At 63.5% G+C, this 22004-nt stretch carries 20 protein-coding genes and 1 riboswitch; of the genes, 8 read left to right on the top strand and 12 right to left on the bottom strand.

The window, feature by feature from the left end:
* Positions 1 to 14: 14 nt before the first annotated feature.
* The 5 genes from CF70_RS09230 to CF70_RS09205 all read right to left on the bottom strand — a co-directional run bounded on the left by CF70_RS09230 (position 15) and on the right by CF70_RS09205 (position 6144).
* Entirely contained in the window at positions 15 to 773 is a 759-nt protein-coding gene (locus CF70_RS09230) for a flagellar motor protein MotB (protein ID WP_035863341.1), read from the bottom strand.
* 17 nt (positions 774 to 790) lie between these two features.
* Positions 791 to 2575, bottom strand: coding sequence for an anti-phage ZorAB system protein ZorA (gene zorA / locus CF70_RS09225; RefSeq protein ID WP_235184968.1), 1785 nt, complete (start codon positions 2573 to 2575; stop codon positions 791 to 793).
* A gap of 1257 nt (positions 2576 to 3832) precedes the next feature.
* Positions 3833 to 4480 carry a hypothetical protein gene (locus CF70_RS09215; protein ID WP_235184967.1) on the bottom strand — a complete coding sequence of 216 codons (648 nt, stop codon included), beginning with the start codon at positions 4478 to 4480 and terminating at the stop codon, positions 3833 to 3835.
* A 2-nt stretch (positions 4481 to 4482) separates the two neighbouring features.
* A complete protein-coding gene (locus CF70_RS09210) occupies positions 4483 to 5160 on the bottom strand; it encodes a hypothetical protein (protein WP_035863333.1) in 678 nt (225 codons plus the stop codon).
* 309 nt (positions 5161 to 5469) lie between these two features.
* A complete protein-coding gene (locus CF70_RS09205) occupies positions 5470 to 6144 on the bottom strand; it encodes a DUF6946 family protein (RefSeq protein ID WP_035863331.1) in 675 nt (224 codons plus the stop codon).
* Between the two features lie 285 nt (positions 6145 to 6429).
* Positions 6430 to 6542, top strand: a riboswitch (SAM-I-IV-variant riboswitch).
* Positions 6543 to 6570: 28 nt separating this feature from the next.
* Between CF70_RS09205 and CF70_RS09200 the strand changes: the two genes are divergently transcribed.
* Positions 6571 to 7002: a DUF3293 domain-containing protein gene (locus tag CF70_RS09200; protein ID WP_035863329.1), complete on the top strand. Its 432-nt coding sequence runs from the start codon at positions 6571 to 6573 to the stop codon at positions 7000 to 7002.
* 23 nt (positions 7003 to 7025) lie between these two features.
* Positions 7026 to 8162 (top strand): ADP-ribosylglycohydrolase family protein, encoded by a 1137-nt coding sequence (locus tag CF70_RS09195; RefSeq protein ID WP_051648191.1) that lies wholly within the window; start codon positions 7026 to 7028, stop codon positions 8160 to 8162.
* Positions 8163 to 8292: 130 nt separating this feature from the next.
* On the opposite strand, the gene CF70_RS09190 is transcribed toward CF70_RS09195, so the two are convergent.
* A complete protein-coding gene (locus CF70_RS09190) occupies positions 8293 to 9273 on the bottom strand; it encodes a hypothetical protein (RefSeq protein ID WP_035863328.1) in 981 nt (326 codons plus the stop codon).
* A gap of 110 nt (positions 9274 to 9383) precedes the next feature.
* Here CF70_RS09190 and CF70_RS09185 point away from each other — a divergent pair, with 110 nt between their 5' ends.
* Both CF70_RS09185 and CF70_RS09180 read left to right on the top strand, forming a co-directional pair.
* Complete coding sequence (locus tag CF70_RS09185) at positions 9384 to 9944, top strand: hypothetical protein (RefSeq protein WP_035863325.1); 561 nt, start codon at positions 9384 to 9386, stop codon at positions 9942 to 9944.
* Positions 9945 to 10020: 76 nt separating this feature from the next.
* The gene (locus CF70_RS09180; RefSeq protein WP_035863324.1) at positions 10021 to 11307 is read left to right on the top strand and encodes a DUF445 domain-containing protein; all 1287 of its coding nucleotides are present in this window, start codon (positions 10021 to 10023) and stop codon (positions 11305 to 11307) included.
* A gap of 72 nt (positions 11308 to 11379) precedes the next feature.
* On the opposite strand, the gene CF70_RS09175 is transcribed toward CF70_RS09180, so the two are convergent.
* The 3 genes from CF70_RS09175 to CF70_RS09165 all read right to left on the bottom strand — a co-directional run bounded on the left by CF70_RS09175 (position 11380) and on the right by CF70_RS09165 (position 16050).
* Positions 11380 to 12345, bottom strand: coding sequence for a helix-turn-helix transcriptional regulator (locus CF70_RS09175; protein ID WP_035863322.1), 966 nt, complete (start codon positions 12343 to 12345; stop codon positions 11380 to 11382).
* 5 nt (positions 12346 to 12350) lie between these two features.
* A complete protein-coding gene (locus CF70_RS09170) occupies positions 12351 to 13853 on the bottom strand; it encodes a DUF2779 domain-containing protein (protein ID WP_035863321.1) in 1503 nt (500 codons plus the stop codon).
* 103 nt (positions 13854 to 13956) lie between these two features.
* Positions 13957 to 16050 carry an AAA family ATPase gene (locus CF70_RS09165; protein ID WP_035863319.1) on the bottom strand — a complete coding sequence of 698 codons (2094 nt, stop codon included), beginning with the start codon at positions 16048 to 16050 and terminating at the stop codon, positions 13957 to 13959.
* 195 nt (positions 16051 to 16245) lie between these two features.
* Between CF70_RS09165 and CF70_RS09160 the strand changes: the two genes are divergently transcribed.
* The gene (locus CF70_RS09160) at positions 16246 to 17016 is read left to right on the top strand and encodes an SIR2 family NAD-dependent protein deacylase (RefSeq protein WP_035863318.1); all 771 of its coding nucleotides are present in this window, start codon (positions 16246 to 16248) and stop codon (positions 17014 to 17016) included.
* 116 nt (positions 17017 to 17132) lie between these two features.
* Positions 17133 to 18764 (top strand): nuclease-related domain-containing protein, encoded by a 1632-nt coding sequence (locus CF70_RS09155; protein ID WP_035863316.1) that lies wholly within the window; start codon positions 17133 to 17135, stop codon positions 18762 to 18764.
* Positions 18765 to 18828: 64 nt separating this feature from the next.
* Here the strand turns inward: CF70_RS09155 and CF70_RS09150 are convergent, their stop codons facing one another.
* Positions 18829 to 19194 carry a hypothetical protein gene (locus tag CF70_RS09150; RefSeq protein WP_035863313.1) on the bottom strand — a complete coding sequence of 122 codons (366 nt, stop codon included), beginning with the start codon at positions 19192 to 19194 and terminating at the stop codon, positions 18829 to 18831.
* 198 nt (positions 19195 to 19392) lie between these two features.
* Between CF70_RS09150 and CF70_RS09145 the strand changes: the two genes are divergently transcribed.
* Positions 19393 to 20157: a hypothetical protein gene (locus CF70_RS09145; protein WP_035863311.1), complete on the top strand. Its 765-nt coding sequence runs from the start codon at positions 19393 to 19395 to the stop codon at positions 20155 to 20157.
* 30 nt (positions 20158 to 20187) lie between these two features.
* Here the strand turns inward: CF70_RS09145 and CF70_RS09140 are convergent, their stop codons facing one another.
* Positions 20188 to 21252 (bottom strand): helix-turn-helix transcriptional regulator, encoded by a 1065-nt coding sequence (locus CF70_RS09140; protein ID WP_081862091.1) that lies wholly within the window; start codon positions 21250 to 21252, stop codon positions 20188 to 20190.
* 173 nt (positions 21253 to 21425) lie between these two features.
* On the opposite strand from CF70_RS09140, the gene CF70_RS09135 reads away from it, so the two are divergent.
* The gene (locus tag CF70_RS09135) at positions 21426 to 21761 is read left to right on the top strand and encodes a nucleotide pyrophosphohydrolase (protein WP_035863306.1); all 336 of its coding nucleotides are present in this window, start codon (positions 21426 to 21428) and stop codon (positions 21759 to 21761) included.
* 35 nt (positions 21762 to 21796) lie between these two features.
* Here the strand turns inward: CF70_RS09135 and CF70_RS37575 are convergent.
* The coding region (locus tag CF70_RS37575) for a hypothetical protein (protein ID WP_235184966.1) at positions 21797 to 22004 on the bottom strand (208 nt) is incomplete at its 5' end.

Below are 22004 nucleotides of genomic sequence, written 5' to 3'. Positions count from 1 at the left end.
AGATCGGAGGGCGTCTATCGGTCGGCGATCGGGCATCGTTCTTTCAGATCCAGAGCCTGGGTCAGTGCGTCATCATCTACTGGTGGGGCTGGGTGAGCTAGCTCCTCCTGGCGTTCCTGACGTGTCTTGAACTCGAGCTTGAATTCGATCCGGCGGCTATCATCGGCCGTCGAGCGCAATGAGTTGAACGACGCGCCACCGACGAAGAAGCGGGTTGCAACAAGCTTACGATCTGCTTCGGAGAGTGCGGGCTCTCCATGCGGGGGCTCACGCAGAAGTTCGCAGAGGACTCGCTCGCTACGCTCCAGACTGAGATTGAGGTTGAAGAGATACTTGCCGGTCTGGCTCGCATAGCCTTCCACTACCGCCCGCTTGAACCACTTGCGCCCAGCCTCCGTGGTCCGCAACTGCTCAAACAGTTTGGGCGTGAACTGTCGCACCAAGGTGCGTTGCTGCGCGGAAAGCGTATTTTGGCCCTCCCGCTCGAAGCGTCCCCGCGGGCCAAAATCAATGGTCCTGTCGATGACCCTCACGCCATCGAACTGTGCGGCCACTTTCTGGACTTCCGTCATGAGTTCGCTGATCTGCTCCGACCGCGATTTCTCTTCCCGTTCGTCGTCGGAAATCTTCTTCGTGACTGCAAGGAGCGCTACGCTGAGCGCCACCAGAAATAGGACCATCAATGCCGTCATCAAGTCAGAGAAAGAGATCCAGAACGGTTTCTCTCCTTCCTCGCGCCCGCGTCGGCGTGACGCCATTCGTATGCCGATCATGTTTTAGTGCCCCTTGCCTACGCCGCAGAAGGAACTGCGTCGAGCACATCGGCCAGATCCTGTATTGCCCCCTTGAGTAAGCCGGTTGCCTGCGCAAGCTCCTCGTGGAACACCTTGTTTCCCTGACGGAGTGTGATTTCCATTTGCTGGGCGAACGCGGCGTGCGCTTCTGCCAGGACCTCGTTTAGATCTTCAAGGTAAGTACCCGCCGTGTTCTGGGCCTCGGCCAAATGCTGGGAGGCAACTTGCAACTTGCTGACCAGCTCCGATGTCATTCCTGCTTCGCGTTTTGCGTTTTCCACAATGTCGCGGAGCGATGTGACCATCGTCGTCAGCGCATCCCGCACCGCCTTCTGCTCGCCGAGTGCCTGCTGGGTTGCGATGAGAGCCGTATTCAGCGTGTTCGTCGAGCTGTTAAGCTTGTCGGTGGTGCTTGCCATGCCATCGCTAGCGGACTTCATCGCATCAAGGTTCTCGCTCAAGCGGTTGGAGGCGCTTTGCAGCCGCTCCGCACCAAGACCCATGCGCTCGACGTTCACGTTGGTGGCGCTCTCCAAGCGATCAATCGTTTGCCGCATCATTGCGCTGCTTTCCTTGACAGCGTTCGTGAGACCCGTGACTTGGTCCGACTGTTGGGCTACCAGCTCACTCGTGTGAGCAGCCAGATCCGCCTGATGCTGCGTATGCGCTTGTTGTGCGTTGTGCGCTTGCTCCTGCAAACCTTTGACCAAGGCCCCGGTGCTCTCGCTGAGCTCGCGCATCATGTTTCGCGTGAGCACAGCAGACTCGCTTTGCCCATCTGCGACGTTCTGCTTCAGTTGGTCGATGAAAACTCGCATCTGGTCGTTGGCTTCTGCCTGGCGCGCCTGCATCTGCTGTAGTGCCTCGTCCATCCGCTTGGCCATGGCGTCTGCCGCGCCCGATCCCGCCTGTTGAATCTGCCCGGCAAGACGTTCGAAGCTCTGCGACGCACTCTGGATGGTGTTGGCAGTCTGCACCAGCATGTCGTTCATGCCGCGCATCTGGGAGCCAAACATGTTTTCCATCTGCGCAGTGAAATTGGCCAGCACGTCGGTCAGAAGCTTGCTGACAGCCTCTCCTTGACTGTTGCCAACCGATTGCACTGCGTGAGAAATGCGCTCCAAAGGCTCAGCCAGTCCCTCGGACAAACTGCTCGTGATCGACTGGCCAAGCTGCGCGCTGGTCGAAGTAATCGTCGCGATCTGTTGCTGCGTAAGTTCGCTGAGGACTTGCTTCAGATCGGTGACCAACGACTCCTTCATCTGCATGGCCTGCGTTGCCGAAGTTTCAGACGCCTCTACCAGGCGTTGCAGGTACTCTTCACCGGCGCCGGAATCGAACAGGCTGTCGATGACGCCACAAAGTGCTTCAACCTGGGTATAACGACCGTTGAGCATTAGCTTTTCAACAGTCGTGACGATCATAGCGAGCGCAATCGCGATGCCTGAAACGACAAATGCACCGCCAACGCTGAGGATCAGTGCCTCCAGGCTGCCCCGGACCACCGCCGCATCGTCTGATACCTGAAAGCTCTGAAGACCGAAGATTAGGCCGGAAAACGTGCCAATAATCCCCAAGCCGGTGAGAATGCCGGGCAAATGCTTATAGAACTCCGTACGTAGTGGCGAGTCGACCAGTGCTTGCTCAGTAAAGAAGCCATTCGCCATCGCGCCGGCTCGCAAGCGGACGACCTCCATCATTCCGGTCGCCGTTGCCTGCTTTTGCCCGTGCAATGTGTCGCGGTACTCGTCCCAGCAATGTCGTAGTGTGTCGCTCAACATTGCCTCATCCGCTACACGATCCAAGTCCAAAACCGGCCCTATAGCCTTGAGTTTGCTGAGTTGCTCCAGTGCATGTCTTAGCTCGCCACGGGTGCGCCAAGCTGGGCGAAGGAATTGCCAGAAGAAGGCGCAGAGTGCTACGGAGAGAAGACTCCCGACTACCCAGTGGAGAGCTGTTGACGCAAAAGCGAAGGAGTCTGGGGTCATTGCTATAGTAGTTTTTTATTGATATGACTCGCGCTATAGTCATCGGGTGATCAAATGTACATTGCGCGAGTGTAGCGGCATTGTAGCTGGCGAGGTCTTTCCGAATTTGCCGTATCCCCACTAAGTGGGGTGCACTTTGGTGAGTCCTCGACGTGCAACGGTTTCCTATGTCTTTGCAGCGTACAAATGCAAGCGTCAGATCAGATGCTCCAAGATTTCGGTAATCTCTTCGCTGAACGCGTAGTCGCCATTTTGACGCTACAGAAGATCGGAGGCCGAACAGCGCTTCTACCGGTCACTAGGATTGAGGCGCAATGTCACGCACTGGGAAACGAGATCTCTGCGTCACACGTGGCGGGAGGTAGATAACGGTTGTTACCTGTCGGGAAAACAGAAATGCGCTACCAGCGCCGACCTTGGCAGTCACTCCGACGACTTCGTTCGCGAACAGGGACAAAGCGGACGTCTCAATAGGATCAAGAGCAAGTACCGCACCGCGGACAAGAGCAAGCACCGCCGATGCGGCTCACGATCACGCCGCTAGCCGGGCAGGACCTGGAGTCCACGTACTTCATCTCTCCTCCGTCCCGCACCTGGCGATATGAAACTGCCTCAGTTTCGCCGGCGATATCTGCGGCATGTCGTACGCAATGTTTGTCGCCTCGGTGGCCGTGGAGAGAAAGATCGGATCGCCCCCGCCAATCTGACTCACCTTCTTCAGTACATCTTGCCTGGGCACCCCTGTATCGCGTTGTCGAGCGGCCATGAAAAGGAGGTCGGCTACGCACAGGCAGACCGACATCCTTTGCGCCTTGCTTACCTCGCCTTGCCTCGCTTGCGTTTGCGCATAGGCTCCGGCAGCGACAAGCAGGCCAACGGCCGCAATCATTGCGGCTCGTACAGCTTGGTGGCTCATATTGTTTCGCCCCCTCTTCTTATGAGGTGGTCTGGTCCTGCTACGCAGGATTCGCGCTTGTGACCATTATTCCCTTGTGCAGGAGGCAATCTGTCTGGAACCGAACCTTCGGTGCAGCTTTCTGCGACGACTCGTCAGAAGCTGATCGCCGCTGAGATCACGACGATCTGCTCGTGCGACGTCGGGTTGAACCAGTACACCGCGCCGGAGACGCGCTTGCCCTTTACTTGCGCAAAGACGCCGCGTTGCAGGTCGCGGCCGTTTTCATACGCGCGCGTGCGCTGTCCGGCAAGGCCGATGCGGAGCCAGCCCACGGGACGGAACGCTAGCTCGGTCCAGGCGTAGGTGTAGCCGGACGGCTCGGCGTTCGGCACGTATTCGAACTCGATATAGGCATCCGCATACCGGCCGGTCACCGTGGCCTCGAATCCGGGCACCACGCTGTGCGTGCTGCCCGTGACCACCCCCAGGATTGGCGTGACCTCGAAGCGTACGGTTTCGCCGGCGGCAAGGTTGTACCCGGCGAAGAATGAGTACGCGTTCTTGCCTTCATAGTTGCTCCGTGCTTCCAGGTGCAAGGCGCCGCGATTGGCGATGGCGATACCGGTGACATAGGCATCGCTGCTGCGCGGCAGGTTGAGGTAAGCCGAGACCGCGCCACTCCACGCGGGCGCTTCCGCCGCGGGTGGCTGGCTTTCGCTTTCCCCGGCTGCGCGCGCAGGCAGGGGCGCGGTTGCCGCGGCCAGCAGGAGGCAGTGCGCGGCCAGCCGGGCGGCCCACACGCTCAGCCTCCCAGAAGGATGATGGCCACGGTCAGCGCGACGCCCAGCACCGTCATGGCCAGGCCTGCCATCCAGCCGCCGAAGCCGGCATGTCGCCCGAGGGCGAGGCCGGCGCCGAACAGCATCACGATGGTGAGGACCCGCGATACCAGGAGCGCCGTCGATACCTCGGGGAGGAGAATAAAGGGAAGGGCAACCGGGAACGTGGCGAGTACGACAATCAGGAAGATCGCTGCTGCCGCGAGAAAATCCTGGCCGCCCAGAGCGGGCGTCGCGGGCCAGTCGGATGTCCTGGCGATACGGCTGCGTATCGCCTCCAGTTCCGCGTCTTCCACCAGTGGCCGCAAGGCCGGCGAAAGCGCGCCGCGCAGGCGCGCAATGGCGTCAGACGGGTCGTTTGCGCTTCGCACCGCCTTGACCAGCGACAGTTTGCGCCCCCGTTCGGTCAGGGTGCGGACCAGGTACATCACGGCATCGACAAGCCCCCAGGCCAGGTTGCAGCCGAGGGCCGTAAGGAACATGGTGCGGGCGGCATCCGCCGGGGCTGCCACCGCCGATACCGCCCCCACGAAGGTCAGCGCCATGAACAGGCCGAAGCACATCTCGGAAACCCGGTCGACAGTATCGAGCAGGCGGGGCCGGGCTTCGGCGGCATGCGGATCGATTGAAGTAGTCAACACTGGCGCGCACCTCGACAATGTCTGCCCCCGCTGAGGTCTTCATCGATGCCATGGCTGGCTTGATGGCATCGATCCTGCGGATCTCAGGCGGGCAGACGCCTGGACGCGACCGGACGGCGATGGCGGCGCCCCCCGACTGTTTGGCTGCCGCCGTTTGCAGTGTAGGCAAGAATTCACACCGCGGCTGGAATCCGGCGCAAACGGCACTTTGTCGCTGGCCCGCATGGCAGAAGACGAAGAGAGTGACGAATCCGGGTGACAATTGCGCATCGCGCCCGCGTCGGCGATGTCGCATGACGCAGTGTTGCCCTACCGCGCCAAATACCCCGAAGCCCCACAAATCCACCCCAGATGCAGCTCCGTCTTCGGCAGCCTCTTCGCGCTGTAAAAGCAATTTGGCCTCGCATCCAATCCGAATAACGCAGCGAACGCCCGATAGTCTTCAAACCAGGCATTGGTCGGGCTGAACGAGTGAACGAGCATCACCGCGTGATCCGCGTTAAAGCGTTCCGCTCCCAGGATCGCGGAGGCGGCTCTGCGCAGCAACTGGTACCTGATCGATAAAGGAATCTCCCGCAGGCCGAGCGTTTCGGCGAAGAAGTCGAGGCGGGTGTGCCTTCCCGGCGTTCCCGATTCCAGCCACTCGGCCAGCGTGCGGTCGAAGGGTTCGCCAACTTTGCCTTCCACAGCGAAGGAAATCAGTTGGCCGTCGCATTTGCCCAGTACCCGGATGTCGCTCTGCGATTTGGTGGCGCGGTGCGCAAGCGTGGCCTGCTGCTCCGGGAAGGCGGGCAGCATGGCTGTGCCTCGCAGGACCGGATAGGCTTCGATGGCATTGGCGACTTCCGTTGGAAAGCCTTTGGCGTCCTGCCAGCAGTGGGCCAGCGTGCGGGCGGAGTAGCTGGTTTTCCAATGCTTCACCAGCTCGGCAAGGATGGGTGCCCAGCCATCGGCCACGGTGGCTGGGGTGTAGGTTCTGCTCATCTTTCTTCCCCGTCGGAGAATAGCGCCCCGGCTCGGCGCATGCCGGGTGCTTGAGAGGAAGTTAGCACTGGCGGGTGGCGCCATATGTTCGGTCGCCAATAGAACACGAAGACGCCTGCCGGCCAATGCGCGGTACGCGCATCATTGCGTCCGGCGGATGCTTCGTTGGCTTACGTAAGCGATGGGTTGCCGGCCGAGGCAGGACTGAATCCATCGGGAGGCGGCCCACAGCCTGACGCGGCGGCTCGGCGTCCTTGACATGCATTCCGTCCCCATGTTCCAATCCGCCCACATTCTGATTTGGGTCGACGCCCATGCCAACCTGCCTACCCGGGCAAGGTGGATCGCGAGAGCGGATGTGGTTCCCTGGTCGTTGGGGAACAACCAAGCGGGCACTGCGTCGACCCTCCTTGCACGGAGGGTTTTTTGTTTTCTGCCTCAGTCATTGATCGCGAACTCATCCAGGCTTACCTGGAGACGCACTATCACGTCCACGGAGATGCGCCCGCCACGTTAAGGGTCGGCGAGCCCAATGCGCCGCTGGCGGCGTTGCACGATGCATCCGGCGTTACGTGCAGCGCATTTATTACCGCCTGGAACCCGTTCAGCCAGCAGGCTTGCGACGACGCTACCAATGCACGCCGCCAGGCGGCGCTGGCGTGCGAGCTGACGCGGCGCGGACTCACGTTCATCGACGGCATCGGCCAGCATCCGTCGAACAAATGGCCGGGCGAGGCCAGCTTCCTGGTGCTTGGTATCCCGCTGGAGGACGCCAAGGCGCTCGGCACCGAGTTTGAACAGAACGCGATCATCTGGTCCGGCGCCGATGCTGTGCCCCAGTTGATTCTGTTGCGATAAGCGGAGGTGACATGAAGCAAGATATGCCTGTAATCCAACCCGCTTCCAACCCCGTTTCGCCCCCCGTTTCCAAGCCGACTTCGCGCAGCCGCTTCCATGGCTGCCTGCTCGGCGGCGCTGTCGGCGATGCGCTGGGCGCGCCTGTTGAGTTCATGACGCACGCGGAGATCCTGGAGCGATTCGGCGCCGGCGGCATCACGGAGTACGCGCCGGCCTATGGCGGCGTCGGCACCATCACCGATGACACGCAGATGACGCTGTTCACCGCGGAAGGTCTGTTGCGCGCCTGGGTGCGGGGCGTCAGCAGCTATCCGGACGCGGTCGCGCGCGCCTATCTGCGCTGGCTGCATACGCAGGGGATCCGGCCCGCGTGGCATGCCGATCTCATCCTGGCCGAGCCGGGATGGCTCTGCCAGCAGGCTGCGCTGCACAGCCGCCGCGCGCCGGGCAACACTTGCTTGTCCGCGCTGGAAGCAATGATGAAGCTGGGTGAGCCGGCGCGTAACGGAAGCAAGGGTTGCGGCGGCGTCATGCGCGTGGCGCCGGCAGGGCTGTTCGCGTGGCGGCATCCGGATCAGCGCTCGCCCCGGCATGCCTTTGATCTTGGGACCGCGCTTGCCGCTCTCACCCATGGACATCCAACGGGTTCGCTGACGGGCGGCGTGCTGGCCGCGCTGGTCCACGAACTGGCTGACGGGGCGACGCTGCCCGATGCCTTGCGGACGGCCAAGGCATGCCTGGCCGCGCGGCCGGACCACGAGGAAACACTGCTGGCGATCATGCACGCGGAGCAGCTTGCCGGTTCCGGCGTTGCGCATGAGGATGCCATCGCCCGTCTCGGCGAAGGCTGGGTCGCCGAGGAGGCGCTGGCGATTTCCCTCTATTGCAGCCTTGTCGCTCGCGATTTTCGCCATGGTGTTGTTGTCGCCGTGAATCACGACGGCGACTCTGATTCGACCGGCGCCATTACTGGCAACTTGCTTGGTGCGATGTATGGTGAGGAAGCGATTCCGCGTGAATGGCTGGCTCCACTGGAGCTTCGGGAAGTGATCGCCGAACTTGCGGATGACCTGAATAGCTTTCCCACGTGGGGTGTCAACATGGATTCAGGGAACGAGGCGTCGGCCGGGCGGATAGGGAGCAAGTACCCGGGATTTTGACGCGTCCGGCGGGTGAGGACCGGAAGTCCCACGACAGCAAGCGTCGTGGGACTTCCGGTCCTGCGGCTCCGTGTCTAACCGAACCGGGCTATCGATAGTGGCACAAGCGCGATGCCGTGTCCGTGGCGTACTAGAAGCTGACTGCGTTGAAGCGCGCACTCAGATCGATCCACGCGGCGCGGTCGATCTCCAGCTGGCTGGCAGTGCGCTGCAACTCCACCCGTTTGCTCTCATAGGGGCGCAACTGTTCTTCGGTGACCAAGTTGACTACCTCGGTGACGCTTTGCGTCAGGCCAACCTGCAGTTCTCCGCAAATCTCCTCGATCCATTGGCTGCGCTGCAAGGCCTGTCTGCGGTTGCGCTCGTTCTCCTGTTCTTCGCCACGCGCGGCCATCGCGACTTCGGCCAGGGAGAAGACTATCTGCAACACCGGGGCCGCTCGTCCCGCCCAGACTTCGAGGGTCTTGAGCCAGCGTCCTTTCAGCCCAGGTATCTTCAGGCTGCGTCCCCAGACCAGCAGCTTGGTCAGATAATCCTTGTTGACACCCTTCAGCTGCGACAGGATGGGGCCAACGAGCTTGTCGAGCAGTTCACTCTCATTCAGGTTCGCATACTTCTCCGGGTCCAGCCCTGCTTCCCGGAGCGCCGTGTTGATACGTTCCCTCTGGAAAGTCTCCAGTTCCTTCTCCAGCCAGACCTGGATCACTTGCGAAACTGACTGGGCGATCTCCGCCAACTTCGCGGCAACCGACTCCGCCGTTGTGGAATGATCAAGAACGGCCCCGATCGCGGGCCGCCTCATCGAGAGTTCGGCACGGATCTTGTTTGTCGCGGCCTGGGTCAGCAGGTGGTGCTCGCGCTTCAGGTGCTCGACGTAGTAGTCAAGCTCGGCGAGTTCCCCTTTGGCGGGGCTCTCTTGCTCCATCACTGCCAGCACGGGTTTCAACAATGTGGCTTCGATCGATGTAAGTGTGGTCGCCAGCAGTTTCTTCTCGTTGTCGTACTGCTGTAACCATTGCTGGAAGCGTGCGATGAATACGTCATAGCGCGAATGCTCGAGCAGAAGCGTCTTGCCTTCCAGGCGTGCGCGGCAATCCCTGCCTGAGGACATGTCATTTCCCGCAAGATGCCAACTCGGCTTAAGCATCCGCTTAATATGCCGATATCCCGGTGTTCAGGCGTTAAGCGGTCCAGCCTGGCCCGGCACATCACAAAGGCATCATGGAACACGTATTTGAACTTGAGGCGGACACACAGGTGCCGTGGACTGGCTCGTACATTGCGTCATATCGCGACCTGGTTTCGTACTTCTCGGAGCGGGATGTGTTGAGCGCCGCGGATGTCGTGCGCGGCGCGCACATGGTTTACGGGTGGATGCCGACGGTCCTTGATATCAACCCAGGCCTGTCGCCGCCTGTCGACTTGCACGCCGCCGCAGGCCTGCTGATGGCGGCACGCGCGGGAAGACTGACGCATCGCGACCTGTCGGCGTTGAAGCGCGTGGTCAATAATTCCATCGTTGGGGCCTCGAAACTGCTTCACTTTGTGGCGCCGGACCGCTATGCGATCTGGGACTCGAAGGTGTGCGCATTCTCGAAAACCGGCCCGTGCTATGCGGCGCAGGTGAACCGGGTGGACCGCTATGAGCGTTACCTGGATGGCCTGACTGCGTTGCAACGCGATGCAAGGTTTCCGGCATTCCACGCCTCGGTCAATCGGAAGGTTGGATATGACGTCACCGGCATGCGTGCGCTGGAACTGATCATGTTCCTGAACGCTTGAAAGTCCGCATTCAGGGGTGACTGCGCAGCAACCGGGCGCCGGCCGCTGCAACCCAATATGAATTGGTAACGCACACATGGATAAACATAAAGAAAAGGAACTGAAGCGGAACAAGGGCCGGGCTCTCGCATTGCTGCTGGTTGCGACGGCGGTGTTCGGGGTGACGGCGTTCCTGCCGTCAGGCCTCGGAGTGAACTGGATCAAGGCCATCGCCGAGGCGGCGATGGTGGGGGCGCTGGCCGACTGGTTTGCCGTGGTGGCGCTCTTCAGGAAGGTTCCGATTCCCTTTGTGTCGCGGCATACCGCCATCATCCCGAGCCACAAGGACGAGATCGCGGACAACCTGGCGGTGTTTGTCAGGGAGAAGTTCCTGGACCCCGACTCGATCGTGGCGCTGATCCGCAAGCACGATCCGGCGCAGCAGGTGGCGGAATGGCTGACCAGCCCCGCCAATACGGACCGGCTTGGCGCCTATGCCGTCAAGATGCTGAGCGGCATCCTGGAGGTGATGGAGGATGCGCGCATCCAGGGGTTCATCAGGGGTGCGATCCACGCCGCCATCGACAAGGTGGACCTGTCGAAATCCTCGGGCGCGATCCTGGATAGCCTGACCAGGAACGGCAGGCACCAGGAACTGCTCGACGAAGGCATCCTCCAGTTGCTCAAGCTGCTGCAGGAGCCCGGGACGCACAGCTTCATCTCTACCAGGATCATCGAATGGCTCAAGAGCGAGCATCCGGTGAAGGAGAAGGTGCTGCCTTCGGAGTGGATTGGAAACAACGGCTCGGAAATGATCTCCAACGCGATCCGGAGTCTGCTCGACCAGATCGGGAAGGATCCCGGCCACGCACTCAGGCGGAATTTCGATGAAGCCGTGGCGAACCTGATCGGACGTCTGAAGAGCGACCCGGCCTTCCTGCAAAAGGGCGAGGAGATCAAGCAGTTCGTGAAGAACGATGAAATGCTCAATGCTTACACCAGTGAGCTGTGGGGCGAGTTGCGCAACTGGCTCAGGCGAGACCTGGACAGCAGCGATTCCCTGCTGCGCGGCAAGGTGGCCGCTTCCGGCCAGTGGATGGGAAAAACGCTGGCGCAGGACCCTGCGTTGCGCGGGTCGTTGAACGGGCATATGCAGGAGGCGGCGCGGAATATGGCGCCCGACTTCGCCCAGTTCCTAACCCGGCATATCAGCGATACCGTCAGGAACTGGGACGCGCGCGAGATGGCGCATGTCATCGAACTGAATATCGGCAAGGACCTGCAGCTGATCCGGATCAACGGAACGATCGTGGGCGGGCTGATCGGATGCGGGCTCTATCTGGTGTCGCACCTGGGTGAGATCGTGCGCGTGTTCGCGCATTAGGCGCCGGGCGGCGCTGGTTTTCCGCATATCGGGCGCTGCATCCGTGACAGCGCCCGACCCGCCGCAACCCACTTATTCGCTCGCAACCGGCGCGCGCCTTACATCGCTCACCTGGTCGCCAAAGCCCCGCAACCACCATTCCAGTTGCGCGGTCTCGACGACAGTCGCACTGATCTCGAACAGGTCTCCAGCGTCTTTGACTTCCTGGTCCAGCGACAAGCGCGATTCCAGCAGGTGCAGCCCGGCCTCCTTGTCGATGCGGAAGGTGAGGCGGATCAGTTTGCCATCGCCGAAGCCGAAGCGTCCGTCCGCGTCGAATTTCTGCAGATCGAACGCCGCCGGCCGCTCGAACGTCAGTGTCGATGCCTGCGCGGCCACGATGCGGTGCAACGCCAGACTCCGCTCGTTGGCATAGCCTTCATAGCGGCAGACCAGGTACAAGCGCGCGCCTTGCTGGGCGAGCCCCAACGGCATCACCCTGGCGTCCTTGCGCTTGCCGGCCGCATTCTTGTAGTCCACGTCCAGCCAGCAGTTCGCGTAGAGCGCGTTGCTGACTGCCTCGAATACGCCGGGCTTGATCTTGGGCGGCAGCAGCGGCTGGGTGGTGCTGACCACTCTCACCTTGGACAGCCACTCGCGCCCGCGCTTGCCGTTGGCGTGCGGTCCGAGATTGGTGCGCGCCTGCTGGAAGAAGGCTTCCATCGATTTCATGAGGCTGGCGGGAAGCAGATTGCGCAGGTGCTGCTCGGCCAGCGCGAGCATGAGCGACTCCTGCTCGTTGAGCACCGGCAGCGACAGGCCGCTGGCCTGCTCTTTCCAGCGGTAGCCATAGGGCTTGCTGCTGTCGTCGCGCTCGATGCCGAAGTGCTCGCTGAGCATCTCGAGCTGGCGCTGGATGGTCCGCAGGTCCCGGGAGAGTCCGGCGTTGGTCAGCTGGACGTGCAGGTCGGCGGCGGAAACCTTGCGGTTGCGTGGAATGCGGCGCAGCAGTTCCAGCGCCAGCTGCACCGTTTCCAATGTGTCGGGTCGCTTGGGCATTGGCGTTACAGCTTCAGGTCGCCGCGGCCGGCAAAGAACTGCCAGAGCCGTACCATGGCGAAGGTGTCCAGCCCGCAGTAGTCCAACAGTTGCCGTTCGATCTGCTCCTTGCGGGCGCGGGTCGTGCCCGGATGGATGGCTTCCTGGTAGGCGCTCATGGCCATGCCGCCGTCCTGGACACCGTCCAGTGCGTCGTATCGCAGGTCGGGGGCAACGGCGGGCAGCACTTTCTTGATGCTCCAGCTGCCTTGCTGGCTCGGGTGGTAGTAGCGTTGCTGGGCAATGGGCAACAGGTCGACCACGCGCGCGCTGATGGCCTGCAGCGGTGCCGCCAGGCGGGGAAAGCGCTCGGCCAGTTCGCGGATGCGCGTGGTTTCAAAGGCGGCGTTATAGACGAATACCGGCCCGCTCTCCCCGCAACCCGCAACCAGCGCCTGCGCGAACGCGAGGGAGGGGTCGTTGCCAGAGAGGTCCAGGAAGGACCGATGCTCCAGCTTGCCCGTGCGCGACAGGCGGTGCACGCTGAACTGGAACGGCAGTTGCTGGTAGGGGCGCGTCCCTTTCCAGATCGGTACGGCGAACTGGATCGTCTCGAAGTCGAGGAAGTAGGCGGGCAGCTTGTGGGGCGCCAGGTCGGCCGCGGCGCCCGCGGCGTCGAAGAATGCCTGTCCGGACAGCGTATGGGTCTTGACGAGGCGCTGCCGCTCGTTCAGGAGGCGGTCCGGTACGTCACGCAGGTCGGTCACGCCGTCTTGCTCGATCAGCGCCTTGAGCGCCTTGGCCTGGATGCGGGGCAGCCAGTGCACCGGGAATTCCGCCGAGGGCTCCTGGCTCTCGCAGTAACCCAGGAAGCCGCACTCGTAAGGCTGGTTGCAGTGCCGGCCGCTCTTCATCGCGGGCTCGCCCGGCTGGCCGGCGATGCGCTGCGCTTCGGCAATCCAGCCCTTGACCTCTTCGGCGCGCCCGAAGGCTTGTTCCGTCAGGTCGACTTCCGTGAGCAGCCCCTGGTAGTCGCCTGCACCCGGATAGACCCACTGGCTGTCGATATGCGCCAGCGCGATGGCGCTTAGCGCCACGCCGGCGCTCGTGGCGACAAAGGCCTGCACGGCGGTGTCGTCCTGGTGGTAGTCCTTCACGCTGGTTGATGATTTGACTTCGATCATCCGCCAGGTCCGCTTTCTTGCCGTCGCGCCGGGCAGCATCACATCGGCAAACGCCAGTGCGCCGGCCGCGGAGAAGCCGGCTTCGAAGATCGGTTGCGCGGCGTCCAGCGCGGCCTGGCTGCGGGCAAAGGCGGCGGCGAAGCCTTCGCTCTGCGCGTCGATCAGCACGCCCTGGCCGTCCGGGTCATAGAGGCGGCGGGCAATGTCTCCTACCTGGTGGCCGATCGCGAAGCTGGCCTCGGTGGCGGACGAATCCTCGCGGCGTTCCGGGCGGTGAATCTCCAGCCAGAGCCGTTTGGGACATTGCCGGAAAGCCATCAGCTTGGACTTGGACAGTGAGCGCATTTTTCTTCTCGTTCTCGTTCTCGTTGCCGTTCTTGTTCGATTGTTTCGTTGTTTTCGTGGTTTTCGTATGCGAGGCCACGGGATTATTTCACGCGGATTGTCTTCAAAGGAAGCCGAACGTGCCCTTTGCGCCTTCCTTCATCGCGCACTCCGCCTCGAGCGCGGCGACGAAATCCGCGGGCGAGCCAATGGGCCGGAAGCGGTGCTGCCGCGAGACTGCCGCAAAGTCTCCGGGCGTGAGCTCGCGCAGCCGGCCGAGCCGCGCTTGCAGCGCCACGGAAGGCGCCGCAAGCGCAAGCGCCTGGCAGTGACGGAAGAGCAGCGCCGATGCCTGGGCGGGCTGCAGGTAGTCAAACCGCACTTTCAGGTCGAAGCGGCGCAGCGCGGCCTGGTCCAGCCCTTCGACCAGGTTGGTCGAGGCGATGAAGACGCCGTCGAAGGATTCCATCTGGGTCAGCATTTCGTTGACGAGGCTCACCTCCCAGCCGCGCTGCGCGCCGCGGCGGTCTTGCAGGAAGCTGTCCACCTCGTCGATCAGGAGTACCGCGCCGTCCTGCCCGGCCTGCCGGAAGGCGTGGGCGATATTCCTTTCGTTGTCGCCCACCCATTTGGACATCAGGTCCGAGGCGCGCTTCACATGCAGGGGCACGCCCATCTGTTCCGCCAGCCAGCGGCCATAGGCGGTCTTGCCGGTGCCCGGCGGCCCATAGAGGCAGAGCCGCGCCGTTCCGCTCCGGACCACTCCCGCTGCGAGTTCGCCCAGGTCGGCGTCCGCTTGGAGGCACGCGGGATCGTAGGTCTCGGGCAGCCGGCCGGGGTTTGCCTTGCCGAGTGGCTCGTGCCCCTGTGCTTGCAGGGTGTTGTCGATCAGCAGCGCCATCGCGGACGCCGCGCCGGGCGCGCCCAGCTCTTCGCGGATCGCCTGCACGACCGAGGCGGCGCGGGTCACGATGGCGGGCGCCAGGACCTCGGACTCGGCCATCCGCTCCACGGCGCGGGCGTCCAGCAGGCCCAGGCAGGCGCTCTCGATAATCCTGGCGCGCTGTTTTCTGCCCGGCACCGGCAACTCGATGACCATGTCGAAACGCCGCAGGAAGGCCGCATCGAGGCTGGCGGAGTTGGACAGCCACAGGGTGGGCACCGGGTTCGCCTCCAGCATCCGGTTGATCCATGCCTTGCGGGCCTGTGCCGTGCTCTTGCGTCCGAAGAAGCTGTCGCCGTCGTTGAAGACGTCTTCCACTTCGTCGAAAAGGATCAGCGCCTGGCGCTGCCCGAAGAAGCTCTGCGCCGCCCGGAAGGCACGCAGCCTGCGCTCGCCATCGATCGGGTCGCCGTCGTCGTCCTCGCTGGCGACTTCGAAGAGTTCGCTGCCCAGGTCCCTGGCCAGCACCTTGGCGAGCTGGCTCTTGCCGGTGCCGGGCGCGCCATGCAGGAAGATGTTCACGCCCTTGCGCCCGGACGACAAGGCATGCCGCAGGTAGGGCCTGAGCACGGCCAACGAGGCGTTGACGTGCTCGTAGTCCGCCAGCGCCAGTTGCGCGGGCGAGGCCAGCGCCACGGTATCGCGCAGCAGGCCGACTGGATCGGCATCGGACGAGACGATATGGTCGGCGAAGCTGTCGGATAGCAGCTCCAGCTTGCCGTTCAGCGTGGACCGGCAGCTCCGGTCGACCGAAACCAGGCCGGACTGAGCGAGCACGCCCTGCGTGGCCAGCGCTTCGCGCACGGCCGCTTCGGGCAGGTCGAGCAGCACCGCCACCACATGGAACACCTTGCCCGACGAGAGCTGGCCGAGGCAGTCCGCGGTGTCGTCGAGCAGGCGTTCATTCTTGAGCATCACGACAAATTCGAGGATCCGGCAATCCGTCCCGGAGAGGCCGACGAGCTCGGCCAGGCGCGCGATATTGGTGTTGAGGTAAGCCGAGGCGGGCGTCTCCCGGCACGCATCCTCCGCGTCCTGATGCACTTTGCGCAATTGGGTCCGGACTTTCTTCGCATCGAAATCCCCGGCCTCCGGATCGATCCATTCCCCCAGCCCCAGCATTTCCGCCAGCCTGTCGTTGCTGAAGCCGCCGGACTGGATAAAGTCCTGGTGGCCGCCCAGGGGAACGAGCAGGCGCAGCAGCCAGAGCCGGATGGCCGGCGAGAGATCGTGCGGAATGCGGGAGTAACGGGTTGGGCGGCGGCGCGGAATCACGGTGATCTCCTGTCTGGAACGAGGTCATTCTCGGCACACCTGCGTCAACATGTGTCGCATGCGCGAGCCGGCGTCAATGCGACACGATTTGTCGCACCAGCCGGTTATCCTGGTTTCCGTTCAAAATGCCATTCAACAGGGCTGTCCGTTCCGCCACTGCGCAAGACAGCCCGCCGCAATTCTCGGGAACAGAACATGGAGCAAACGATTTCACCGGAGCTGGTGGCCGCCCTGCGCGGCGCCAGGCATCTCGTCATCCTGACCGGGGCAGGCGTTTCCGCGGAGAGCGGCGTTCCGACATTTCGCGGTCCGATGGGCGGACTTTGGGAGCGCTTCGAGCCGGCGCAGCTTGCCAATGCCGATGCGTTCCGCCGCGACCCCGAGCTGGTGTGGGGCTGGTACGAGTGGAGGCGGATGCTGGTGTCGAAGGCGCAGCCCAATCCGGCGCACCTGGCGATCGCCAGGATGGCCGCGAAGGTGCCGCGCCTTACCCTGGTTACGCAGAATGTCGATAACTTGCACGAGCGAGCGGGCAGCGATAACCTGCTGCATCTCCATGGCAGCCTGCATCATCCCATCTGCTTTGCCTGCCGGCGGCCGCACGCGCTCCCGCCCGGCATCCCCGAGGAGCCGGACGATGGCCGGCGGCTGGCACCGCCCCTGTGCGGCCATTGCGGCGCGCGTATCCGGCCCGGCGTGGTCTGGTTCGGGGAAAGCCTGCCAAAGGACGTCTGGGCGGCGGCGGCGGCCGCCAGCGACGAGTGCGACATGCTGATCAGCGTGGGTACGTCCGCGCTGGTCCATCCGGCTGCCAGCCTGCCCCTCAGGGTGGCGGAGCGGCGCCGGCCGGTGGTGCAGGTCAACCCGGAGCGCACGGCGCTCAGCGCGGTAGCGGACTACGACCTGACGGGGCCGGCGGGGCTGCTCATGCCCGCGCTTTATGAGGCCGCCTGGGGGCCGGCCTGACGCTCGGGCGCAGCGCCAGGCAGGGAGGCCCCGGCCTTACCGCCCCCTGCCTCGCCGGTATTCCGGTAGCACGCATTCAGGTATCCTCGCGTGATTTCAATGCGAGGAGAAGTCTGGTGGCGCGCGTGATTCCTGACGGCTGGGAAACGATGCAGGCAAGTGGTCCGGTCCAGCGTGAACTGGAAACGCTCGCAACCCTGAGCGCCGGCCTGCCTGACGACTATACGGTCTACCATGCCGTGCACTGGACCAACGTGGAACGCACGCACGCGATCTACGGGGAGATCGACTTTGTCGTCGTGAACCGTGCCGGGCAACTGTTGATCATCGAGCAGAAGAGCGGCTATCTCGAAGAGACCGCCGAGGGCCTGGCCAAGAACTACGCGGGGAAGATCAAGGTGGTATCGGTCCAGATGGGCCGCACCGCGGACGGCCTGCGCGGCAAGCTGATGCGCAGCCTGAATGGCCAGGGTGTGTTCATCGAGCACCTGCTTTACTGTCCGGACTATACCGTGCGGAATCCGCTGACCGCCGGCCTGTCGCCGGAGCGCATCGTGGACGCGCGGCGGCGCGGGGAGCTGTGCGGGCTGATCCAGGCAATCCTGCCGGCGGGCGAAGACGGTCCCCTGGCCGGGCGGATCCATGGCTTCCTGTGCGACACCATCCAGCTGGAGACTGACGTCAGCGCGCTCATCGGCCAGGCGCGTACGCTGGTCACGCGGGTTTCCGGCGGGCTGTCCCACTGGGCGCGCCAGCTCGATATCGAGCCCTTCCGCCTGCGCGTGACAGGAACGGCTGGCTCGGGCAAGACGCAGCTGGCGCTTGCCGAGTATCGGGACGCCATCGCGCGTGGACGGCGCCCGCTCTATGTTTGCTTCAACCGCCCCCTGGCCGATCATTTCGCGCGCATTGCGCCAGCCGGCGGGCTGGTCTGCACGTTTCATATGCTGTGCGACCAGTTGCTCAGGCATAGCGGCGGCACGCCCGATTTCAGCGCATCCGAGGCGTTCTCGAAACTGGTCGCGGACGTGGCGCATCTGCCCGTTACGCCGGCATTCCTCTTTGACACGGTGATCGTGGACGAAGGACAGGATTTTGCGCCCGAGTGGCGCGACCTTGTCCTACGGCACGCCAGCCCGGATGCGCGCGTGCTCTGGCTGGAAGATCCCATGCAGAACCTCTACGGCCATCCGCCCGCGGAGCTGCCGGGTTGGGTCCGGCTTCGCGCAAGGAGCAACTTCCGCAGCCCGCGCCCGGTTGTGAAGCTGCTCCAGCCGCTGCTGCCGCCGGGCGTGGAGATTGAGGCGACCGCGCCGATCTCCACGGCGGAAGTGGAGTTCCTGGTCTATCGGGACCACGCCGGGCTCTTGCAGGCGGTCAAGGACGGCATTCGCATGTGTTATTCGGCGGGCTTTCGCAAGAACGACGTCGCGCTGCTCAGCTATCGCGGCCGGGAGAATTCCCGCCTGCTCGGCTATGACCAGCTTGGTCCCCACACCCTGCGCTCGTTTACCGGCAACTACGATGCTTGCGGGCAACCCGTCTATTCGCAGGGCGATGTGCTCGCCGAATCCGTGTTTCGCTTCAAGGGCCAGTCCGCGCCCGCGATCGTGTTCGCCGAGATCGACTTCGAGGCGATGGGGGAGAAGGAGATCCGGCGGCTGTTTGTCGGCGCCACACGCGCCACGATGAAGCTCATCCTGGTGCTGTCGGAGCGTGCCGCGGGGGCGTTGCTGGAAAAGATCTAGCCAACGCCGCCGCCGTTGTCCTCGCGGCCCGCGCGTCATTGGCTCGCGCAGGGCGGACGCACCGTCATCTGTGGCCGTTCCATGCGGGATCCATATCGTTGTCAAGCGCCGGCGCGAACTGCACCCCGGCCCACCTCGGGTGGGAGCGATCAAACGGCGCAGCGCCGAGCCGCGGTTGCGCCGCGTTATAGACGAAGAAATGGCGTCCCGCGGCGATCAGCTCCGCACGCAGCCGCATGTGCTGCGCGGTGCCGAGCTTCGGCGCATGCGCAAGGAACGCCTTTCCTTCCAGTTCGGTGTCTGGCGTCCATATCTGCCACGTGTACTTGTAGAACGCGGGGTTCGGGTGCATCTTCTGGCTGAAGTAGTAGCCACGGGGCGGCGCCATCGCGAACGCGCGGGCGAACCCCGCGCGAGACGGTATCCACATCGCGCAATCCTCAGCGGTACATGACGAGGTACGTGACGCTTTCCGCGGCACGGAAATTCGCGTCCTTCAGCGTGTCCTGGCGCATGCTGCTCTCCTTCATACCGGTGGGTGGGAACAGGCATCATGTTGGTTGCGTATCCGCGCATCGGATGCGCAGATGCGGGCTGAAACTGCACTCCTCAGATCGGAGGGCAAGTCATGCAAGTCACTACCAATGCCGCGTCCAGCGAGCGGACGCAAATCGCCAACCTGAAGCACTACCCCCGCCGCGTGCTGCTGCGCCGCTGGGGCTTCTCCGTGGACGAGGCTGCCGGCCTGTTGCCGGACCTGCCCTCACTGGAGGGCAGGCTGGAATGGACGCTGGACGACAGGGAAAAGCCCCGGCCCGACCTGGTGGTGCACCTGGTCGACGCGACGCGGCTGAGCGGGGTCTGCGCAGGCGCGCGCTGGAACGCCATGGGTCCGGTGGAAGCCATGCGCAAAGCGCGCCGGCGCGGAACCAGCGAGATTGCCATCGTGCTGGGGTCGGTGCAGCACCTGCCGGCCGAACGCACCGGCTGCTGGATTCTGGCGGGGGAGCGCAGCCTGGCCGCGGCCCTCACCATCGTTGCGCGAACCGCGATCGAGCCGCTGTTCGCGGCGGGTGCGGGACGCCGCTCCGGGTTCCACGAACTGGCTGCGATGAATGCGTTGTGCATTCTGGCAACGGAGCAGGAGCAGACCAGCGAGGCGCTGTCCAAGCGCCTCGTCTCGGTGCTGTGGACAGCCGTCAACCGCTCGTATGCCGTGCCCGCCCGCCTCATGGTCGCCGCGCAAACGCATGTCATGGACCATGTGGATTCCTTCAATCCGCATCTGCTGCAGCGCATTCGCGCGTATCGGCGCAATTCGGGCCCGGTGGACCTGACGGCCGATATCACGATCGCCTATCCCTGGCCTGTGAGCGCAGGGCCGGCGCTATGAGTCCGGGCCCTGGCGGTGGCCCGGCGGCGCTTAGTCGGCGCCGGGCTCCTGCGAGTAGGCGGCGCAAGCCTGCCTGAGCTTCTCTCCGATCTCTTTGCGCAGCCCGGGGGGCGACAGGACTTCCACCGTTGGTGACCGCTCCATCAGCAGGTTCCGCAGTTCGATCGAAGGGATGACGGTGGCGCTCAGCCGGAAGCCGCCCTCTTCCTCGATGATCTCCTGGTCGTCGGCAAGCCATTGTTCGCGGAACAGGTTCCTGATTTCTCCATCTTCCCGGATCCTGAGTTCGAGGCGGATCGGCGCTTCGGGAAAGAAGGAGAAGTACTGGTTGTCCAGGACGTAGGCGTTCAGATTGAAGTCCGGGTCTGGCCTGCCCGCCTCGTCGGTACAAGCCGCGGAGACAAAGCGATCCAGGCGAAGCTGATAGCGCCTGAAGGTGCGGTCGCTGCGCTCCCTGCTAGCGACGAGATACAGTACCGGGCCGCGCTCGACCAGTGCAAGTGGCACCACCAGGAACGTGGCGGGCTCGTCGCTGTCCAGCCTTGAGTTCTGATAGCAGACGGACAGGACCCTGTTGGCGTAGAGCGCGCGCCTCACGGCGTTGAGGATCTCGTCGCCGATCGGCGGCGACATCAGTGGATAGCCGGCATCGATTCGCACGGTCTTGGTTGCCCAGGCACGGGCATCCATCAGGGTCGGGTCCACGGGGCTTTCGCGCAGGACCCGGTCCGCGCCGGTGAAATAATCCTCCAGGTCACTGATCACATGACTCGGGAGATGGTTGGGCGCGTGCTTTTGCAGCGTCAGGAGCGCAATGGCGAGTTCCAGCGGCGGGCGGCGGGCCATATCCGAGATCGCCTTCCTGCCGGTGCGCCACCATACCCGCGCGCGCGAATTTCCGGTCTTCCCGACCAGCCCGTCGCTCTCCAGGCGCTCCAGCGCCCGGTTGATCGTGTCGCGTTCCGGCGGGTCGTTAGGGTGGAGCCGCTTGATCCTGGCGATTATCTCCCCGGATGCGATGCATTCTTCCGCCGCCGGGGGCATGCAGGAGAGGATGTCGCTTTCCAGGCGAGGCCATTTAACCGAGGTGACCATTTTTATTTTTTTGTCGTGCGATTGGGAGCAGTATCGTAGCGGATTCACGCATGGAATGCGCAGATGGCATGGTAGGGCGCCAGCGCCGCATCACCATGCCGTTGCCGGTCACGCATCGCTGCGCATTCGTGGTTCAATACACGCAGTACCTATTTCCCGCGCAGTGAACCATCATGACCCTGATCGACATCAAGAACCTCCAGCAAGCCGCGGCCGCGTTCGGCGAAGCGCGCGGCTGGGGCAAGTACCACAGTCCCAAGAACCTCGCCATGGCGCTCAGCGTGGAAGTGGCCGAACTGGTCGAGATCTTCCAGTGGAAGACCGAAGGCGAAGCGCGGGAGATCATGTCCACCGATGAGCGCGCGCATGTGGAGCAGGAGCTGGCGGACATCACCATCTATCTGGCGCAGTTGCTGAACGCGCTCAATGTGGATCTGGATGCGGCGGTGAAAGCCAAGATGGAGATGAATGCGCTGAAGTATCCGGTGAAGGCCGGCAGTGCGGATTGAAGTGAGGCGGCGCTAAAGCAAGGGCGCAGCCCTTGTCATGCCTCAGCGCGCGGCGGCACGCTTTTGCACGCCCAGGCGCGGATTGGGATACTCGCAACCGACTTCGACCCGGCCCTTGTACTCCCGGGACGATCCTCGCGCCACGCATACTCTCCCAGGCCAGGGCCGGCCACGCCCCGCAGCCTGTCTTCTTCCAGCGCATCGACATAGGCAGAGACACCACTGGCCTGGCCCTTGCAATCG

Origin of the sequence: Cupriavidus sp. SK-3, assembly GCF_000611145.1 — a bacterium.
Classification (GTDB): Bacteria; Pseudomonadota; Gammaproteobacteria; order Burkholderiales; family Burkholderiaceae; genus Cupriavidus.
This window is presented reverse-complemented; position numbering and strand designations above follow the sequence as displayed.